The sequence below is a fragment of the Isoptericola sp. NPDC019482 genome (assembly GCF_040632295.1).
GTDB lineage: Bacteria > Actinomycetota > Actinomycetes > Actinomycetales > Cellulomonadaceae > Isoptericola.
Genome location: NZ_JBEYBQ010000006.1, coordinates 1 through 16,128 on the forward strand (window position 1 = coordinate 1; position 16,128 = coordinate 16,128).

A 16,128-nucleotide genomic window follows, 5' to 3' on the forward strand; every position below is an offset into this window, starting at 1 on the left:
ACTCATCGCCCGCGAGATCTACCACGTCCTAAGAACCCCGACCCAAACCACCGGCAGCACCTACCCCGCCCCTTGACGATCCATAGGAGCATCCGCCCAACCGCGAGATAGAGAAGGCAGGTCCGCGAGATAGAGAAGCCCCGGACCGAGGCTTCTCTATCTCGCGCTGCGGGCTTCTCTATCTCGCGGGTCAGCGGAACCGGGGGTCGTTCCCGGCACGGGTGCTGACGACGAGGCCGAGCTCGTCGGCGACGTCGTCCCAGGCGACGTACGAGAACCCGGTCGCGTCGCCGCGGCCGTCCTCGACGTCCGCGCCGGTCTCCGGCTCGTCGTGCGTCACGAGCAGCCCCTGGCGGTACTGGCCGACGGGGCGGTTGGTGACCGCGAGCCCGTCGGAGCCGTTGACGTCGTCCACGCCGTCCTCGCCCGCCACCCGGAAGGAGCCGAGCGCCCGGTGGCGGCCCGTCGTCGAGTAGACGGCGTAGGTGTCGTCGCCCTGGCTGGACACGATGACGTAGCCGGTGCGGCCGGGCCCGTGGTAGACGTCGACGCCCTCGGCGTCGGCGGTGAGCAGGTCGCCGCCGAACGGGTTCGCGGCGACGGCCTCCTCCTGCGACGAGCCGTCCGCCGGGGCGCACTCCTCGGTCCCGGGGTCGTAGGCGTCCTCGACGCCGAAGTCGGTGACCGTGTCGACGAGCCGCGGCTCTCCCGTGCCGAGCGGCAGCGGCAGGCGCCACAGGCCGACGTCCTCCTGCGCGGCGTACAGGGTGCCCGTGCGCTGGTCGACGGACAGCCCCTCGAGCTGCGGTCCCACGCCGGGCTCCTCGCACGGCGTCCACGTGGTGCCGTCGGACAGGTCGAACGACGCGGGCAGGTCGAGGTGGTCGACGTCCGCGTACCCGACGGTGCCGTCGGCGGTCGGCGCGATCCGCGCGGTGGCGACGCGGGTGGTGCCCTCCTGGGTCACGACCGCGTACGCCTCGCCGTCGCGCGGCTGCCACACCGCCAGGCCGTACGCGGTGTGCTCGGAGTCGACGCCCGCCCGGTCGGGCTGGAAGAGGAAGTCCTGCTCGGCCGCGGTGATCTCGGTGAGCGGCGCGTCGGCGGCGGCGCCGCCCGGGTCGACCGCGAAGAACCGGAGCTGGTCGTTGTACCGGTCCGAGACGACGGCGACGTCCACGGTCTCGCCGCCCACCCGCAGGCCGTAGGCGATGTCGATGTTGTTGAACCGGCCGACGACGCCGTCCGCCCGCGGCGCCGGGTCCGCGGCGAGCGACTGCAGCTCGCGACCCGCCGTGTCGTACACGCGCAGGCCGCCCTCCTTGGCCGTCGCGAGGACCAGCGAGTCGCGGGAGCCGCCCGGGTGCACCCAGATGGCGGGGTCGTCGCCGGACGCGCTGCCGCCGGCCTCGTCGTCGTACAGCGGGGGCGTCTCGACGTCGGTCGTCACGGTCGCGACGCCGCGACCGGGGCGGTCGTGGCCCTGGCCAGGCCCGTGGCCCCACGCCGCGGAGGCGGGGACGACGGCGAGGGCGGGGAGCAGCAGGAGCGCCGGCAGGGCGCGTCGGGGGCTTCGCATGAACGGGACTCTGGTGTGCCCAGGGGGCGCGTCGGTGGCCGGGTAATGAACCGGAGACGAACCCTCGGCGGTCTTCCCGCGGGGGCAGGGCTCGGTGCCCTCGAGACACGCGGAACCGGAGCGTAGAGTCACGCGAATCTGTAGCGTAGGGAGGCGCGAACCTGTAGCGTAGGAGGCTCCGATTCTGTAGTTTTGCCTGGTGGAGTACACGAAGAGGGTCGTCGACGGCGGACTTGATCGGATGCTCGCAGAGCTGCCCGCGGTGGCGATCGTCGGCGCCAAGGCAGTGGGCAAGACCGCTACGGCGCAGCGCCGTGCGACCTCGGTCGTCGACCTGTCCGACCCCGACGAGACAGACCTCGTCGGTGCGGATCTGCGACGGGTCACGCGCCTGCCACGGCCAGTCCTGATCGACGAGTGGCAAGTGCTCCCCAGGGTGTGGGATGTCGTCCGGCGCGGCGTGGACGACGGTGCCGAACCGGGATCGTTCCTCCTGACCGGGTCGGCGACTCCCGTCGAACGGCCGATGCACTCCGGCGCGGGGCGCATCGTGGAGCTGCGGATGCGTCCGATGACGCTCGCAGAGCGTGGGGTGGCGGCGCCGACGGTGTCGCTCGCCGGGCTGCTCGCTGGTGGCGGGGACGTGGAGGGGGAGTCGGTCGTCGCGCTCGAGGACTATGCGGACGAGATCGTCGCGTCGGGGTTTCCTGGGCTCCGCCACCTCACCGCACGGGGGTCCCGCGACGCGCTGGACACTTACCTGCGGCTCGTCGTCGAGCGTGACTTCCCGGACGCAGGGCGAGAGGTCCGCAGACCGGGCACCCTGCGCGCATGGATGCGCGCCTACGCCGCCGCGACGTCGACGACGGCGTCGTACACCGAGATCCTCGACGCGGCGACCGCGGGTGAGCCGGGCAAGCCCGCGAGGACGACGACGGCGGCCTACCGGGAGACGCTCGAACGCATCTGGCTGCTGGAGGAGATGCCGGCCTGGGTCGGGGCGGGCAGTCCCCTGACGGCGCTGGGCCGCTCGCCGAAGCATCACCTGGCCGACCCTGCGCTCGCCGCGCGTCTGCTCGGCGTGACCGCGGAGAACCTGTTGGACCGCCCGAACCCGGACGGTGCCTCGATCGCTCGCCGGGGGAGCCTCTTCGGCGCTCTCTTCGAGAGCCTGGTGACGTTGTGCGTCCGCGTCTACGCGGAGGCGGCCGGGGCGACCGTCAGTCACCTTCGGACGCATCGTGGTGACCATGAGATCGACCTCGTCGTCGAGCGCGACGACGGGCGAATCCTGGCGGTCGAGGTCAAGCTGGGCGCCATGCCGAGCGATCGCGACGTGCGGCACCTGCACTGGCTCGCCGAGCGAGTCGGGCCCGGTGTGATCGACTCGGTCGTCATCACCACAGGGCGGGCGGCGTACCGGCGACCCGACGGCATTGCCGTGGTCCCCCTCGCGCTGCTCGGCCCGTGACGACGGTCAGGGCCGCGCGGAGAACCGCTCCAGCAGGTCGGCGTGGCCGGAGCAGACCAGCAGGTCGTTGGCGCTCACGCGCGTCTCGGGCGTCGCGTACTGGAACTCCACGCCGGGCGACTTCACGCCGATGACGGTGACGCCGTACCGCTTGCGGATGTCCGACTGGGCGAGCGTGAAGCCCTGCATCTCCTTCGGCGGCCGCATCTTCACGATGGTGAAGCCGTCCTCCACCTCGATGTAGTCGAGCATCTTGCCGCTCACGAGGTGCGCCACGCGGGAGCCGGCGTCGGCCTCGGGGTAGACGACGTGGTGCGCGCCGATGCGCGTGAGGATGCGGCCGTGCTCGGCGGAGATCGCCTTGGACCAGATCTGCGGGGTGCCGAGGTCCACGAGGTTGGCGGTGATGAGCACCGACGCCTCGAGCTCCGTGCCGACGCCCACGACGGCGACGCCGAAGTCCTTGGCGCCGAGCTGGATCAGGGCCTCCGCCTCCGACGCGTCCGCCTCGACCAGCGGCAGCCGACCGGACCACTGGGCGACGAGCTTCGGGTCGCGCTCGACCGCGAGCACGTCCTGGCCGAGCCGGTCCAGCGTCGTCGCGAGCGAGGACCCGAAGCGGCCGAGGCCGATCACGAGCACGCCCGCGTCGCGCGCGGGAGCCTTCTTGTCCGCCACGGTTCTCCTCTTTCAGGCAGGTCGGTCAGGCACGTCGGTGCGAGGTCACCCGATGATCGGGCGTTCCTCGGGGAAGCGTACGATGCGGCGCCGGTCGCGCAGGGCGAGTGCGCCCATCAGCGAGACGACGCCGACGCGCCCCACGAACATCAGCCCGCTGAGCCAGTACTTCGCCGGGTCGGGCAGGTCGGCGGTGATGCCGGTGGACAGCCCGACCGTCGCGAAGGCCGAGATCACCTCGTAGAGGATCTCCGACAGGCTGAACGGGGTCATGCGCAGCAGCGCCAGGCACGAGACCAGCACCGCGGTCGCGCCCATGAACATCACCGCGATGGCGAGGCGGATCGTGTCGCGAGGGATCCGTCGCCCGAACGCGTCCGTGTCCTTGTCGCCCCGTGCCTCGGAGAGGATGGCGAGCAGCATGACGGCGAGGGTGGTGACCTTGATGCCGCCGGCCGTGGACGCGGAGCCGCCGCCCACGAACATGAGCGCGTCCGTGACGAGCCAGGTCTCCTGGTGCATCTCGTGCACGTGCACGCTGCTGAACCCGCCCGAGCGGGGCATCACCGAGGCGAAGATCGACGACAGCACGCGCGTCGCCCCGTCCTGGGCGCCGAGGGTCGCCGGGTTCGACCACTCCAGCGCGCCGATGAGCACCGCGCCCCCGAGGAGCAGCGCGAGGCTCGTGGTCACGGTCAGCTTGGTGTGCAGGGACAGCGACCGGATCCAGTGATGCCGCCGACGGCGGTGCGTCATGATGTTGAGGATCACGGGAAAGCCGAGGGACCCGATGAACACGCCGAGCGCGATCGGGATCAGCACGAACCAGTCGGAGGCGAACGGCAGGAGCCCGTGCTCCGTGGGCACGAAGCCGGCGTTGTTGAACGAGGACACGCCGTAGAACACCGCGTGCCAGGCCGCCAGGCCGACGGAGTCGCCCAGAGCGAGGAAGCGCGGGAACAGCAGGATCGCGATGGCCAGCTCGATCGTGGTGGCCGTGATGATGATGGTGCGCAGCAGGGCGCCGACCTCGCCGAGCCGCTCGGTCTTGGTCTCCGACGCGGTGAGGAGCTTCTGGGTCAGCCCGAGCCGTCGTGAGACCGCGAGGCCGACGAGGGAGGCGAGGGTCATGACGCCGAGCCCGCCGATCTTGATGCCGAGCAGGATGATCACCCGGCCGTACTCGGACCAGTAGGTCGCGGTGTCGTGCACCACCAGCCCGGTGACGCACACCGCCGAGGTCGCGGTGAACAACGCGTCGACGATCGCGGCGCCCCGGCCGGACGACGTCGCCCACGGGGGCAGGAGCAGGAGTGTGAACAGGGTGATGACGGCCGCGAAGACCGTCATCGCCAGGCGGGCCGGGTACTCGCGGGCGACCTGGTCGACCCACCCGCGCACGGCGATGGCGCGGCCGCCCCACGTCCCCGGCACCCTGCCCCCTCTCGCCCCTCAGTCGCTGGGCACAGCCTGCCACGCCGTCGGCTACCGTGACGGGATGCGCGTCGCCCGGCTGCTGTGGAGCCCCGAGCTCCTGCGTTACGACTTCGGCCACGGGCACCCCATGGCGCCCGCCCGCCTCGACCTCACGATGCGGCTGGTCGCCGACCTCGGCCTGCTCGACGAGCCCGCCCTCGAGGTGGCCGACGTGCACCCCGCGACCGACGCGCTCATCGAGACCGTGCACGACGCCGCGTACGTCGCGGCGGTGCGGCGCGCGGCCGCCGACGGCACCCCCGACCCGGCGCGCGGCCTCGGCACCGAGGACGACCCGGTGTTCCCGGCGATGCACGAGGCCGCGGCGCGGCTGGTCGCGGCGTCGGTGGACGCGGCGGAGTCCGTCTGGTCGGGGCGCGTGGCCCACGGCGTGAACATCGCGGGCGGGATGCACCACGCCCAGCGCGGCGCGGCGTCCGGCTTCTGCATCTACAACGACGCGGCCGCGGCCGTGCAGCGGCTGCTCGACCTGGGGGCGGAGCGGGTCGCGTACGTCGACCTGGACGCCCACCACGGCGACGGCGTCGAGGCGATCTTCTGGGACGACCCGCGCGTGCTCACCGTGTCCGTGCACCAGGACGGGCACACGCTGTTCCCGGGCAGCGGCAACGCCGGGGACACGGGCGGGACGGCGGCGCAGGGCACCGCGGTGAACGTGGCGCTGCCGCCGCGCACCGACGGCGCGCACTGGCTGCGCGCGGTGGACGCCGTCGTCCCGGCGGTGGTGCGGGAGTTCCGCCCGCAGGTGATCGTGTCGCAGCACGGCTGCGACGCGCACGGCAACGACCCGCTCACCGACCTCAACGTGGGGGTGGGGGCCCAGCGGACCGCGGCCCGCTGGGTGCACGACCTGGCGCACGAGCTGGCCGACGGGCGCTGGGTGGCCCTCGGGGGCGGCGGCTACGCCGTGGTCGACGTCGTGCCGCTGGTGTGGGCGAGCCTGGTGGCCGAGGCGGCGCACGCGCCGCTGGCGATCGGCATCGAGCTGCCGGAGTCCTGGCGGCGGGAGGTCGAGGAGCTCTCCGGGCTGGACCCGGCCGAGCGGCTGGGCAGCGGAGACGTCGCGTGGCGCCCGTGGTCGGACGGCTACGACCCGGCCGACGACGTCGACCGCGCGGTCCTCGCCACCCGGCGCCACGTGTTCCCCACCTGGGGGCTGGACCCGTACCGCGACTGACGTCACGGCGCCGGTCGGACGGGCGCCGGTCGGGAGGACGCCGGGCATCGGGTACCCTGGGGGACGGACTTTTCCGCGTTGGTCGGCTGCTCCTGGAGACAGGGCTCCTGGGACCAACCGTGTTCCACCGACCGACAAGCATTGTGAGGACCTCATGGGCTCCGTCATCAAGAAGCGCCGCAAGCGCATGGCGAAGAAGAAGCACCGCAAGCTGCTGCGGAAGACGCGTCACCAGCGTCGCAACAAGAAGTGACGTCGTCCGCCTGACGGCGGACAGCGTGCGCGAACGGGCCCGGCACCTCCACGGAGGTGCCGGGCCCGTTCGCTGTTCCCGGACCGTGCGGGCGCGGTCAGCGGCCCTGCAGGCGCCGCCGGATGCTGCGGAGCACGAGACCGGCGACCCAGGCGGCGCCGGCCCATGACGCCGTCTTCATCCCGCGCCCGGCCACGCGCCGTCCGCGGCCGCGGAACTCGCGGATGGGCCAGCCGACCTCCTTGGCGTGCCGGCGCAGGCGTACGTCGGGGTTGATGGGGCACGGGTGCCCGACGGTGCGCATCATGGGCAGGTCGTTGAGCGAGTCGCCGTACGCGTAGGAGGCCGACAGGTCGATGCCCTCGCGCTCGGCGAGCTCGCGCACGGCGGCGGCCTTCGCCTCGCCGTGCATGAGGTCGCCCACGAGGCGGCCGGTGTAGAAGCCGCCGGAGTGCTCCCCGATGGTGCCGAGGCAGCCCGTGGCGCCGAGGCGGCGGGCGATGAGACCGCCGATCTCGACCGGCGTCGCGGTGACGAGCCACACCTGGTCGCCGGCGGCGAGGTGCTCGTCGAGCAGCCGTTTCGTGCCGGGGAAGATGCGCAGCTCGAGCACGGTGTCGTACACGTCCTCGCCCACGGCGGTGATCTCCGCCACCGAGCGGCCGGCGATGAGCGACAGGGCGCGGCTGCGCACGGTCTCGATCTGGGAGCGGGACTCGCCGAACACCACGTACTTCGCCTGGATCAGCGCGAACCGCAGCAGGTCGCGGGTGCCGAAGAACCGGCGCTGGTACAGGGCGCGCGCGAGGTGGAAGGCGCTGGCGCCCCGGATGATGGTGTTGTCGACGTCGAAGAAGGCTGCGGCGCGCGCCGGCGGGGAAGACTCGGCGGGCGACGGCATGCGGTCCACTGTATCGGCGCCGCTAGTCTTGGCAGGTGAGCATGCCGCAGGGATCCGAAGGTGAACCCCGGGTGCTGCTGTACACGCGCGCCGGCTGCCACCTGTGCGAGGAGGCTCGGGCGGTGGTCGCGGACGTGTGCGGCGCGGCGGGGGAGCCGTGGCGGGAGGTCGACATCGACGTCGACGGCCCCGGCGGTGACCTGGTGGGCAAGTACGGGGACTACGTGCCCGTCGTCGAGGTGGACGGCGTGCAGCAGGGCTTCTGGCGGGTGGACGGCGCGCGGCTCGCGCGTCGGCTGGCCCGCTGAGCCCGGGAGAGGACGACAGGGTGATCCAGCAGTGATCGAGCTCGGTGAGGCGACGGTGCCGGCCGCGACGGTGGCGCGGCTGCCGTACTACCTGCGCGCCCTGCGCGACCTGGCGGAGGGCGGCGTGACGACGACGTCGTCGTCGGAGCTGGCGGAGCGGTCGGGGGTGGGGTCGGCGCAGCTGCGCAAGGACCTGTCCTACCTCGGGTCGTTCGGCACGCGGGGCGTGGGTTACGACGTGCAGTCGCTGGCGCAGTACATCGCGACGGCGCTGGGCCTGGGGTCGGAGCACCGCCTGGCGATCGTCGGCATCGGCAACCTGGGGCACGCCCTGGCGAACTACTCGGGTTACGCGGCCCGCGGGTTCCAGGTGGTGGCGCTGCTGGACGCCGACCCGCAGGTCGTCGGGAACTCCGCGGCGGGGCTCGCGATCGAGCACGTCGACGCGCTGGAGGAGGTGCTCGCGCGCACCGGCGTGTCGATGGTGGTCCTGGCGACGCCCGGGCCGGTGGCGCAGCCCATCGCCGAGCGGATCGTGGCGTGCGGTGTCCGGGAGATCCTGTCGTTCGCCCCCGTGGCGCTGCAGCTGCCCGACGACGTCGTCGTGCGCTCCGTGGACGTGGCCGGCGAGCTGCAGATCCTGGCGTTCCACGCCGCGGCGCGCGCCGCGACGAACGGCACGCCGAGATAGAGAAGCCAGACCCCTCTCTATCTCGCGGGTCTGGCTTCTCTATCTCGGCGAGAGGGTCAGTTCTGCTTGATGGCCGAGACGTCGAGGGCGATCTTGACCTTGTCGCCCACGAGGACGCCGCCGGTCTCGAGCGCGGCGTTCCAGGTCAGGCCGTAGTCCTTGCGCGAGATCTCGATCTCGGACTCGAAGCCGGCGCGCGGGTTGCCGAACGGGTCGGTGGCGGTGCCGGTGAACTCGGTGGGCAGCTCGACCGAGTTGGTGACGCCGTTGATCGTGAGGTCGCCGGTGATCGTGTAGTCGTCACCGTCGGTGGAGATGCCCTTGGAGGCGAAGGACCAGACCGGCTTCTCCTCGGCGTGCCAGAAGTCGGCGCTCTTCAGGTGGCCGTCGCGGTTCTCGTCGCCCGTGTTGACCGACGCGGCGTCGAGCTCGGCGGAGACGGCCGACGACTCGAGGTCGTCGCCCACGGTGATCGCGCCGGACGTGATGGCGATCGTGCCGCGCACCTTGGCGATCCCGGCGTGGCGCACGGAGAACGAGGCGGTCGAGTGGGCGGTGTCGATGGCGTAGGTACCGGCGGTCAGGCCTGCGGGCAGCGCGGTCATGGTGTCTCCCTCGGGTTGGGTCGTGCTGACGTTCACCAAGATAGTTGATGAATCAACTATCGTCACGGGGGGTGGAACGCGGCGCTCTCGTAACCTATTCCCGTGGGTGCGACGAGGGCGCGGGAGCGCGACGACGACGGCCGGGCGGACGTGCGCTGGCTCGACGAGAAGCAGCAGTGGGCGTGGCGGCGGTTCCTCGAGGGGACCTCCCGCTTCTTCGAGGCGCTCGGGGACGCGCACGACGAGGGGCTGCCCGTCACGCTCGGCGAGTACCACCTGCTGGTGCAGCTCTCCGAGGCGCCGGGCAGGACGCTGCGGATGTCGGCGCTCGCGGACTTCCTCGCGCTGTCGCGCAGCCGCCTCACGCACACCGTCGACCGGATGGAGAGGCGCGGGCTGGTGGTCCGCACGCCGGTGCCCGGCGACCGGCGCGGCGTGAACTGCGTCATGACCGACGCCGGGTTCGCCGCGCTCGTCGACGCCGCCCCGGGTCACGTCACCGCCGTCCGCCGCCTGCTGGTGGATGCCCTCACCGACGAGGAGCTCGCCACCCTGGGGCGCGCGATGGCGAAGGTGGCCGACGCGGCCAGGGGGCCCGTCGAGAGTTAGGCCGGCGCTCCCGTCTCGGGGCGTGAGAAACCGGTTGCTCGCCTCCTTCAACGTTGGAGAAGATGGCGGCGAGGCGGAAACGGATTTCGCGCGGCGCGTGCCTGGCCCGGACACCGGGAGCGGCCGCCCGCCCCCGGATCGCACCATCGGGGCTCGCTCCATCGAGCTCGAGAGGGGTCGACGATGACCCGAGGCACAAGGAGAGGTCGGTTGCGAGGGGTGGTCGCGGCGGCGGTCGCCGCGGTCGTGGTCGCCGTCACGGCGCTGGTCGGGACGGCGGTGCCCGCCGCGGCGGCCTCCGTCGACACGGGCGCCTGGTACGTGCTGCTCAACCGGCAGAGCGGCAAGGCGATGGAGGTGGCCAACTGGTCCACCGCCGACGGCGAGATCGTGCAGCAGTGGGACCGCAACGACGGGGCGTGGCAGCAGTGGCGCTTCCTCGACTCCGGCGACGGCTACTACCGGCTGCAGAACAGGAACTCCGGCAAGGTCCTCGACCTGTGGGAGTGGAGCCTGTCGGACGGCGCCGGGTTCCGGCAGTTCGGCGACCTGAACGCCGCGAACCAGCAGTTCCGCCTGGTCGACTCCGAGGGCGGCAGGGTCCGGCTGCTCAACCGGCACTCCGGCAAGGCCGTCACGGTCACCGACCGGTCCACGGCGAACGGCGCCACGGTCACCCAGCTGACCAACGCCAACCAGTACAACCAGCAGTGGGAGCTCGTGAAGGTCGGCTCCGGCTCGACGCCGCCCGGCTCGTTCCCGGCGTGGCCCTCGGCGAACGGCCAGCAGAAGGTCTCGGACACGATCGAGGTCAGCGGCACCCTCGACGGCGGCATGAAGCGCTACTACGGGATCTCCTCGGGTGACCAGGACGAGTCGCAGCCGCCGATCTTCGAGCTCTCGGACGGCGAGACGCTCAAGAACGTCATCATCGGCACGGGAGCGGGGGACGGCGTGCACTGCACCGGCACCTGCACCCTGCAGAACGTGTGGTGGGAGGACGTCGGCGAGGACGCGGCGACGCTCAAGGGCTCGTCGTCGTCGCAGGTGATGACCGTCGACGGCGGCGGCGCCCGCTCGGCGTCCGACAAGGTGTTCCAGCACAACGGCCCCGGGAAGTTCGTCATCAAGAACTTCCAGGTCGAGGACTTCGGCAAGCTCTACCGCTCGTGCGGCAACTGCTCGAAGCAGTACGCGCGCACGGTCGTGGTCCAGAACGTGCAGGTCACCGCACCCGGCAAGTCGCTGGTCGGGATCAACTCCAACCTCGGTGACAAGGCCACGCTCTCGGGCGTGACGATCCTCGGCGACTCCTCGCGGAAGATCTACATCTGCGAGGAGTACAAGGGCGTGACCTCCGGCGAGCCCAGCAAGATCGGCGACGGCCCGTCCGCCGCCTGCGGGTACTCGTCGTCGGACATCACCTACCGCTGACGCGCCACGGCGCCGGACGGCCAGGGCCCGGGGTGGTGCGCGCACCACCCCGGGCCCTTGGCGTGCCGGCGGCCCCGCTCGGCGGCGTCTCGCGGAGCGAGAAGCCGGTTGCTCGGGCGTACAACGATGGAAGAGGGTGGGGTGAGCGGCGTCGAGGGCGCCGCTCCAGCCAGAACGATGTGACGAGTCGAAAGGGATCGACGATGACCCGGAAGACGACGAACAGCAAGGGACGCACCCGCGCGACCCTCGGGGCGCTCGCGGGGACGGCGGTGGCGGTCGGCACGGCGGTGCTGGTCTCCGCGACGCCCGCCACGGCCGACGCCACGGCGGCGGACTGGCCCACGGCCACGGGCGACCAGGACGTGACCGAGACCATCGAGGTGAGCGGCACGTTCGACGGCGAGCTGGTGCGCTACGGCGGCATCGGGTCGGGGGACCAGGAGGAGGGGCAGGACCCCATCTTCAGGCTCGAGGACGGCGCGGTCCTCAAGAACGTCATCCTCGGCGAGGACGCGGGCGACGGCGTGCACTGCGACGGCACCTGCACCCTGCAGAACGTGTGGTGGGAGGACGTCGGCGAGGACGCCGCGACCCTCAAGGGCAACTCGTCCGACGACCAGACCATGACCGTCGACGGCGGCGGCGCCCGCAACGCCGACGACAAGGTGTTCCAGCACAACGGGCCGGGGAACTTCGTCATCAAGAACTTCCAGGTCGAGGACTTCGGGAAGCTCTACCGTTCGTGCGGCAACTGCTCGACCCAGTACGACCGCCACGTGACGATCCAGGACGTGACGGTGACGGCGCCGGGCAAGTCGCTCGCGGGGATCAACTCCAACCTCGGCGACACCGCCACGATCTCGGGCGTCACGATCCTCGGTGACGACGACCAGGACATCGCGATCTGCGAGGAGTACGAGGGCGTGACCGACGGGGAGCCGGAGAAGATCTCCGAGGGCCCGTCCGACGCCTGCCGCTACTCGGAGTCCGACATCAGCTACCAGTGATCCCGCCCCTGCGGTGACAACGGTCACAGACCTCCGGGGCGTCCGCTGAGCAGGACCTGGGTACCCCGGAGGTCTGGGACACTGGGACGCATGGCCACCACCACCGTCCATCTCGTACGGCACGGCGAGGTCCACAACCCGGACGGCGTCCTCTACGGGCGCATCCCCGGCTACCGCCTGTCCGACCGAGGCCAGGCGATGGCCCGCCGCGTGGCGCAGCACCTGTCCGGAGCGGGCCGCGACGTCGTCGCCGTCGTCGCCTCCCCGCTGCAGCGCGCGCAGGAGACCGCGACGCCGACGGCCGAGGCCTTCGGCCTGAGCCTCGCCACCGACCACCGGCTCGTCGAGGCGGGGAACCACTTCGAGGGCACGACGATCGGGAAGAACCCGGGGCAGCTCGCCAACCCGAAGTACTGGCGCTACCTGTGGAACCCGCTGCGCCCGTCGTGGGGCGAGCCGTACGCGGACCAGGTGACCCGGATGCGCGCCGCCGTGGACGACGCGCGCCGCGCCTACGAGGGCCACGAGGTCGTGCTGGTCAGCCACCAGCTCCCGGTGTGGGTCACGCGCCGGTCGTACGAGGGCGGCTCCCTGGCGCACGACCCGCGCCGCCGGCAGTGCGCCCTCGCGTCGATGACGTCGCTGCGGTTCGACGGCGAGACGTTCGTCGGCCTGCACTACACCGAGCCCGCCGCCGACCTGCTCGCCGGCGCCGACCCGGTGCCGGGGGCATGATGCGCACCGCCCGTCCGCGCGCGCTCCGGCGCGCCTCCGCGGCCGTCGGTGCCGTGCTCGGCCTCGGCCTGCTCGCCGCGTGCGGCGCCCAGGACTCGGGCGCGGGCGACGTCGTCGGGCAGGGCTTCGTCTCCGGCGACGGCTCCGTGAAGCAGTGGGACGCGGGAGACCGCGAGGACCCCGTGACCGTCGAGGGCACGTCGTTCGAGGGCGACGAGGTGAGCACCGCCGACTGGCTCGGCGACGTCGTCGTGGTCAACACCTGGTACGCCGGGTGCGCGCCGTGCCGCGCCGAGGCGCCCGACCTCGTGGCCCTCGCCGACGAGCGCGAGGCCGATGGCGTGCGGGTGCTCGGCATCAACACCGAGGACGAGGCCGGCGCCGCCCTCTCGTTCCAGCGCACCTTCGACGTCCCCTACCCGTCGATCGAGGACCGCAGCGGCCAGGTCGTCGCGAAGCTGTCCGGCGTCGTGCCGCTGCAGGCCGTGCCGTCGACCGTGGTGCTCGACGCCGAGGGCCGTGTCGCGGCGCGCGTCATCGGGCAGGCCGAGGCGTCCACGCTCGACGCGATCGTCGACGAGGTGCTCGCCGAGTCGGGCGGCGGCTCGGGCGACGGCGCGAAGGGCGCCTGATGGGCGAGACCTTCGCGACCACGGTGTTCAGCGGCTCGATGCTGCTGGCGCTGCCCGTGGCGCTGATCGCCGGCCTGGTGTCGTTCGCGTCGCCGTGCGTGCTGCCCCTGGTGCCCGGCTACGTCGGGTACGTGAGCGGCATGGCCGCCGCGTCGGCCGGGACGGGCGCCAAGGGGCGGCCCGGGGTGCCGCAGGACCCGGCCCGGCGCCGCGTCGTCGCCGGCGTGGCCCTCTTCGTCCTCGGATTCACCGCGGTGTTCGTGGCGTTCATGGCCGCGGCGGGCGCGATCGGCTCCTACCTGGTGCAGTGGGAGGGCACGATCATGCGGGTGCTCGGGGTCGTCGTGATCCTCATGGGCCTCGCGTTCCTCGGCGCCGTGCCGTTCCTGCAGCGCGAGCGGCGCATGCACCTGAGCCCCCGGGCGGGCCTGTGGGGCGCGCCGCTGCTCGGCGTCGTGTTCGGCCTCGGCTGGACCCCCTGCATCGGCCCGACGCTCGCGGCCGTGCAGACGCTGGCGCTGGACCAGGCGTCGGCCGGTCGCGGGCTGGTGCTGGGGATCGCGTACTGCGTCGGGCTCGGGGTGCCGTTCCTGCTCGTGGCGCTCGGGCTGCAGTCCTCGCAGCGCATGCTCGGTTTCCTGCGCCGGCACCGCCTGGGCATCCAGCGCGCGGGCGGCGCCCTGCTGGTGCTGGTCGGCCTGGCGCTGGTCACGGGGCTGTGGTCCACGTGGACCAGCCAGCTCCAGGGCTGGATCGGCGGATTCGTGACGGTGGTGTGATGAGCGAGAAGGCGACGTACCGACCGGAGGGCATCAACGACGCGTTCGTCGAGGGCCGCGCCGACGCCGGGCCCTCGTCCGCCGCCGAGGGGACGGCCAAGCCCGCCGGCCCGAACCTCCCGACGCTGGGCTGGCGCGGCATGCTGCGCTGGACGTGGCGCCAGCTCACGAGCATGCGCGTGGCGCTCATGCTGCTCATGCTGCTCGCCGTCGCGGCCGTGCCCGGCTCGGTGCTGCCGCAGCGCGGCCAGGACGCCGCCGCGGTGCTCGAGTACCTCGGGGACCACCCCACGCTGGGGGAGTGGCTGGACCGGTTCGGCTTCTTCGAGGTCTACAGCTCGGTCTGGTTCTCGGCCATCTACATCCTGCTGTTCGTGTCCCTCGTGGGCTGCATCGTGCCGCGCACGCTGGCGCACGCCCGCAACCTGCGGAACCGCCCGCCGAGGACGCCGGTGCGCTTCGGCCGCTTCCCCGCCACGGCGGAGGCGAGCACGACGGCGTCGCCCGACGAGGTCGTCGACGCCGTGGCCGGCCACCTGCGCGGCCCGCTGCGCCGGTTGCCCACGTTCCGCGTCGACGTCGGGTCGGAGGAGCCGCGGCTCGGCCGCCCCGCCACCCGCACGGTCGCCGCGGAGCGCGGCTACCTGCGCGAGACGGGGAACCTCGTCTTCCACCTCGCGCTGCTGGGCCTGCTCGTCTCCGTCGCCCTCGGCCAGCTGCTGCACTACCGCGGCCAGGCGATCGTCACGGAGGGGCGCGGCTTCGCGAACGCCGTCGTGGACTACGACACGTTCGACAAGGGCGCCTGGTTCCAGCCGTCGTCGCTGTCCCCGTTCTCGATGACGCTCGACTCGTTCGACTCCGAGTTCGCCTCCGACACCGTGGCGTTCGCGCAGGCGCGCGACTTCACCGCCCACGTCACGGTCACCGAGCCGGACGGCGGGCAGCACTCCGACCAGATCAAGGTCAACTCCCCGCTGACGGTGGACGGCGCCAAGATCTACCTGCAGGGCAACGGCTTCGCCCCGGAGATCACCGTCAAGGACGGCGCGGGCGAGATGGCGTTCTCCGGCCGCGTCCCGTTCCTGCCCGAGGACACCATGTACACGTCGCGCGGCGTCGTGAAGGTGCCGGACGTGTCGAAGGGCCAGGAGCAGATCGGCCTGGTCGGGTACTTCCTGCCCACCGCCGTCGTCGAGGCGGACGGTTCGGCCCGCTCCGTGTTCCCGCAGCCGCAGAACCCGCTCATGGTGCTCGAGGTGTACCGCGGCGACCTGGGCCTGGACGAGGGCGTGCCGCAGAACGTGTACCGCCTCGACACCGCGTCGCTCACGCCGTCGGTGGACGAGGACGGCCAGACGGTCAAGCTGCTCGTGAAGCCCGGGGAGACGGTCGAGCTGCCCGACGGCCTCGGCACCGTCACCCTCGGCGAGGAGGTGCCGCGCTACGTCGCCCTCGACCTGCGCTACGACCCGTCGCTCGCCTGGGTGCTCACGTTCTCGCTGCTCGCGCTCGCCGGCCTCGCGGTCTCGCTGTTCACGCCGCGCCGTCGCGTGTGGGTGCGATCATGGGAGACCACGGAGGACGACGGCCGGGCCGTCACGCACGTCGAGCTCGCCGGGCTCGCGCGCGGCGACGACGCCGGCCTGCAGCGCGAGGTCGACAAGGCACTGGCAGCGGTGCCGGGACTTCTCGACGGCACGAGTGACGACACGACCGACGACGACCCGCTCGCCGCCGACCACCAGAGAACCGCCACGGAGGACTGA

At 72.4% G+C, this 16,128-nt stretch carries 17 protein-coding genes; 12 read left to right on the forward strand and 5 right to left on the reverse strand.

The window, feature by feature from the left end:
• Positions 1–190: 190 nt before the first annotated feature.
• A complete protein-coding gene (locus ABZ493_RS06375; protein ID WP_430581342.1) occupies positions 191–1,579 on the reverse strand; it encodes a phytase in 1,389 nt (462 codons plus the stop codon).
• A 262-nt stretch (positions 1,580–1,841) separates the two neighbouring features.
• Here ABZ493_RS06375 and ABZ493_RS06380 point away from each other — a divergent pair, with 262 nt between their 5' ends.
• On the forward strand, positions 1,842–3,050 hold the full coding sequence (locus tag ABZ493_RS06380) for a DUF4143 domain-containing protein (protein ID WP_430581343.1): 1,209 nt from the start codon (positions 1,842–1,844) through the stop codon (positions 3,048–3,050).
• 6 nt (positions 3,051–3,056) lie between these two features.
• On the opposite strand, the gene ABZ493_RS06385 is transcribed toward ABZ493_RS06380, so the two are convergent.
• On the reverse strand, positions 3,057–3,728 hold the full coding sequence (locus tag ABZ493_RS06385; RefSeq protein ID WP_430581344.1) for a TrkA family potassium uptake protein: 672 nt from the start codon (positions 3,726–3,728) through the stop codon (positions 3,057–3,059).
• A gap of 45 nt (positions 3,729–3,773) precedes the next feature.
• Positions 3,774–5,162, reverse strand: coding sequence for a potassium transporter TrkG (locus tag ABZ493_RS06390; protein ID WP_430581345.1), 1,389 nt, complete (start codon positions 5,160–5,162; stop codon positions 3,774–3,776).
• A gap of 64 nt (positions 5,163–5,226) precedes the next feature.
• On the opposite strand from ABZ493_RS06390, the gene ABZ493_RS06395 reads away from it, so the two are divergent.
• Together ABZ493_RS06395 and ABZ493_RS06400 are read left to right on the forward strand one after the other, a co-directional pair.
• Positions 5,227–6,402: an acetoin utilization protein AcuC gene (locus tag ABZ493_RS06395; RefSeq protein WP_430581346.1), complete on the forward strand. Its 1,176-nt coding sequence runs from the start codon at positions 5,227–5,229 to the stop codon at positions 6,400–6,402.
• Between the two features lie 154 nt (positions 6,403–6,556).
• Positions 6,557–6,655: a 30S ribosomal protein bS22 gene (locus tag ABZ493_RS06400; RefSeq protein WP_003792170.1), complete on the forward strand. Its 99-nt coding sequence runs from the start codon at positions 6,557–6,559 to the stop codon at positions 6,653–6,655.
• A 97-nt stretch (positions 6,656–6,752) separates the two neighbouring features.
• Here ABZ493_RS06400 and ABZ493_RS06405 read toward each other — a convergent pair whose 3' ends face one another.
• Complete coding sequence (locus ABZ493_RS06405; protein ID WP_430581347.1) at positions 6,753–7,556, reverse strand: HAD-IB family hydrolase; 804 nt, start codon at positions 7,554–7,556, stop codon at positions 6,753–6,755.
• A gap of 41 nt (positions 7,557–7,597) precedes the next feature.
• Between ABZ493_RS06405 and ABZ493_RS06410 the strand changes: the two genes are divergently transcribed.
• Both ABZ493_RS06410 and ABZ493_RS06415 read left to right on the forward strand, forming a co-directional pair.
• Positions 7,598–7,864: a glutaredoxin family protein gene (locus ABZ493_RS06410; RefSeq protein WP_430581463.1), complete on the forward strand. Its 267-nt coding sequence runs from the start codon at positions 7,598–7,600 to the stop codon at positions 7,862–7,864.
• A 31-nt stretch (positions 7,865–7,895) separates the two neighbouring features.
• Positions 7,896–8,555, forward strand: a complete 660-nt coding sequence (locus ABZ493_RS06415) for a redox-sensing transcriptional repressor Rex (protein ID WP_430581348.1) — start codon at positions 7,896–7,898, stop codon at positions 8,553–8,555.
• A 56-nt stretch (positions 8,556–8,611) separates the two neighbouring features.
• Here the strand turns inward: ABZ493_RS06415 and ABZ493_RS06420 are convergent, their stop codons facing one another.
• Positions 8,612–9,160 carry a YceI family protein gene (locus ABZ493_RS06420; protein ID WP_430547745.1) on the reverse strand — a complete coding sequence of 183 codons (549 nt, stop codon included), beginning with the start codon at positions 9,158–9,160 and terminating at the stop codon, positions 8,612–8,614.
• 102 nt (positions 9,161–9,262) lie between these two features.
• Here ABZ493_RS06420 and ABZ493_RS06425 point away from each other — a divergent pair, with 102 nt between their 5' ends.
• The 7 genes from ABZ493_RS06425 (at position 9,263) to ABZ493_RS06455 (ending at position 16,128) form a co-directional block, all read left to right on the forward strand.
• Complete coding sequence (locus ABZ493_RS06425; RefSeq protein ID WP_430581349.1) at positions 9,263–9,769, forward strand: MarR family transcriptional regulator; 507 nt, start codon at positions 9,263–9,265, stop codon at positions 9,767–9,769.
• A gap of 219 nt (positions 9,770–9,988) precedes the next feature.
• Complete coding sequence (locus ABZ493_RS06430; protein WP_430581464.1) at positions 9,989–11,203, forward strand: pectate lyase; 1,215 nt, start codon at positions 9,989–9,991, stop codon at positions 11,201–11,203.
• Positions 11,204–11,406: 203 nt separating this feature from the next.
• Positions 11,407–12,213, forward strand: coding sequence for a pectate lyase (locus tag ABZ493_RS06435; protein ID WP_430581350.1), 807 nt, complete (start codon positions 11,407–11,409; stop codon positions 12,211–12,213).
• Between the two features lie 90 nt (positions 12,214–12,303).
• Positions 12,304–12,948, forward strand: a complete 645-nt coding sequence (locus tag ABZ493_RS06440) for a histidine phosphatase family protein (RefSeq protein ID WP_430581351.1) — start codon at positions 12,304–12,306, stop codon at positions 12,946–12,948.
• A complete protein-coding gene (locus tag ABZ493_RS06445; RefSeq protein WP_430581352.1) occupies positions 12,945–13,580 on the forward strand; it encodes a TlpA disulfide reductase family protein in 636 nt (211 codons plus the stop codon). The genes ABZ493_RS06440 and ABZ493_RS06445 overlap by 4 nt, the downstream gene beginning before the upstream one ends.
• Entirely contained in the window at positions 13,580–14,359 is a 780-nt protein-coding gene (locus ABZ493_RS06450) for a cytochrome c biogenesis protein CcdA (RefSeq protein WP_430581353.1), read from the forward strand. Before ABZ493_RS06445 ends, ABZ493_RS06450 begins: the two co-directional genes overlap by 1 nt.
• A complete protein-coding gene (locus tag ABZ493_RS06455; protein WP_430581354.1) occupies positions 14,359–16,128 on the forward strand; it encodes a cytochrome c biogenesis protein ResB in 1,770 nt (589 codons plus the stop codon). Before ABZ493_RS06450 ends, ABZ493_RS06455 begins: the two co-directional genes overlap by 1 nt.

Excerpts from the sequence above, each read along its gene's own strand:
- ABZ493_RS06420 (WP_430547745.1), bottom strand. The coding sequence starts at position 9,160 with ATGACCGCGCTGCCCGCAGGCCTGACCGCCGGTACCTACGCCATCGAC.
- ABZ493_RS06455 (WP_430581354.1), top strand. The coding sequence starts at position 14,359 with ATGAGCGAGAAGGCGACGTACCGACCGGAGGGCATCAACGACGCGTTC.
- ABZ493_RS06395 (WP_430581346.1), top strand. The coding sequence starts at position 5,227 with ATGCGCGTCGCCCGGCTGCTGTGGAGCCCCGAGCTCCTGCGTTACGAC.
- ABZ493_RS06400 (WP_003792170.1), top strand. The coding sequence starts at position 6,557 with ATGGGCTCCGTCATCAAGAAGCGCCGCAAGCGCATGGCGAAGAAGAAG.
- ABZ493_RS06450 (WP_430581353.1), top strand. The coding sequence starts at position 13,580 with ATGGGCGAGACCTTCGCGACCACGGTGTTCAGCGGCTCGATGCTGCTG.
- ABZ493_RS06410 (WP_430581463.1), top strand. The coding sequence starts at position 7,598 with ATGCCGCAGGGATCCGAAGGTGAACCCCGGGTGCTGCTGTACACGCGC.
- ABZ493_RS06375 (WP_430581342.1), bottom strand. The coding sequence starts at position 1,579 with ATGCGAAGCCCCCGACGCGCCCTGCCGGCGCTCCTGCTGCTCCCCGCC.
- ABZ493_RS06435 (WP_430581350.1), top strand. The coding sequence starts at position 11,407 with ATGACCCGGAAGACGACGAACAGCAAGGGACGCACCCGCGCGACCCTC.
- ABZ493_RS06405 (WP_430581347.1), bottom strand. The coding sequence starts at position 7,556 with ATGCCGTCGCCCGCCGAGTCTTCCCCGCCGGCGCGCGCCGCAGCCTTC.
- ABZ493_RS06440 (WP_430581351.1), top strand. The coding sequence starts at position 12,304 with ATGGCCACCACCACCGTCCATCTCGTACGGCACGGCGAGGTCCACAAC.
- ABZ493_RS06445 (WP_430581352.1), top strand. The coding sequence starts at position 12,945 with ATGATGCGCACCGCCCGTCCGCGCGCGCTCCGGCGCGCCTCCGCGGCC.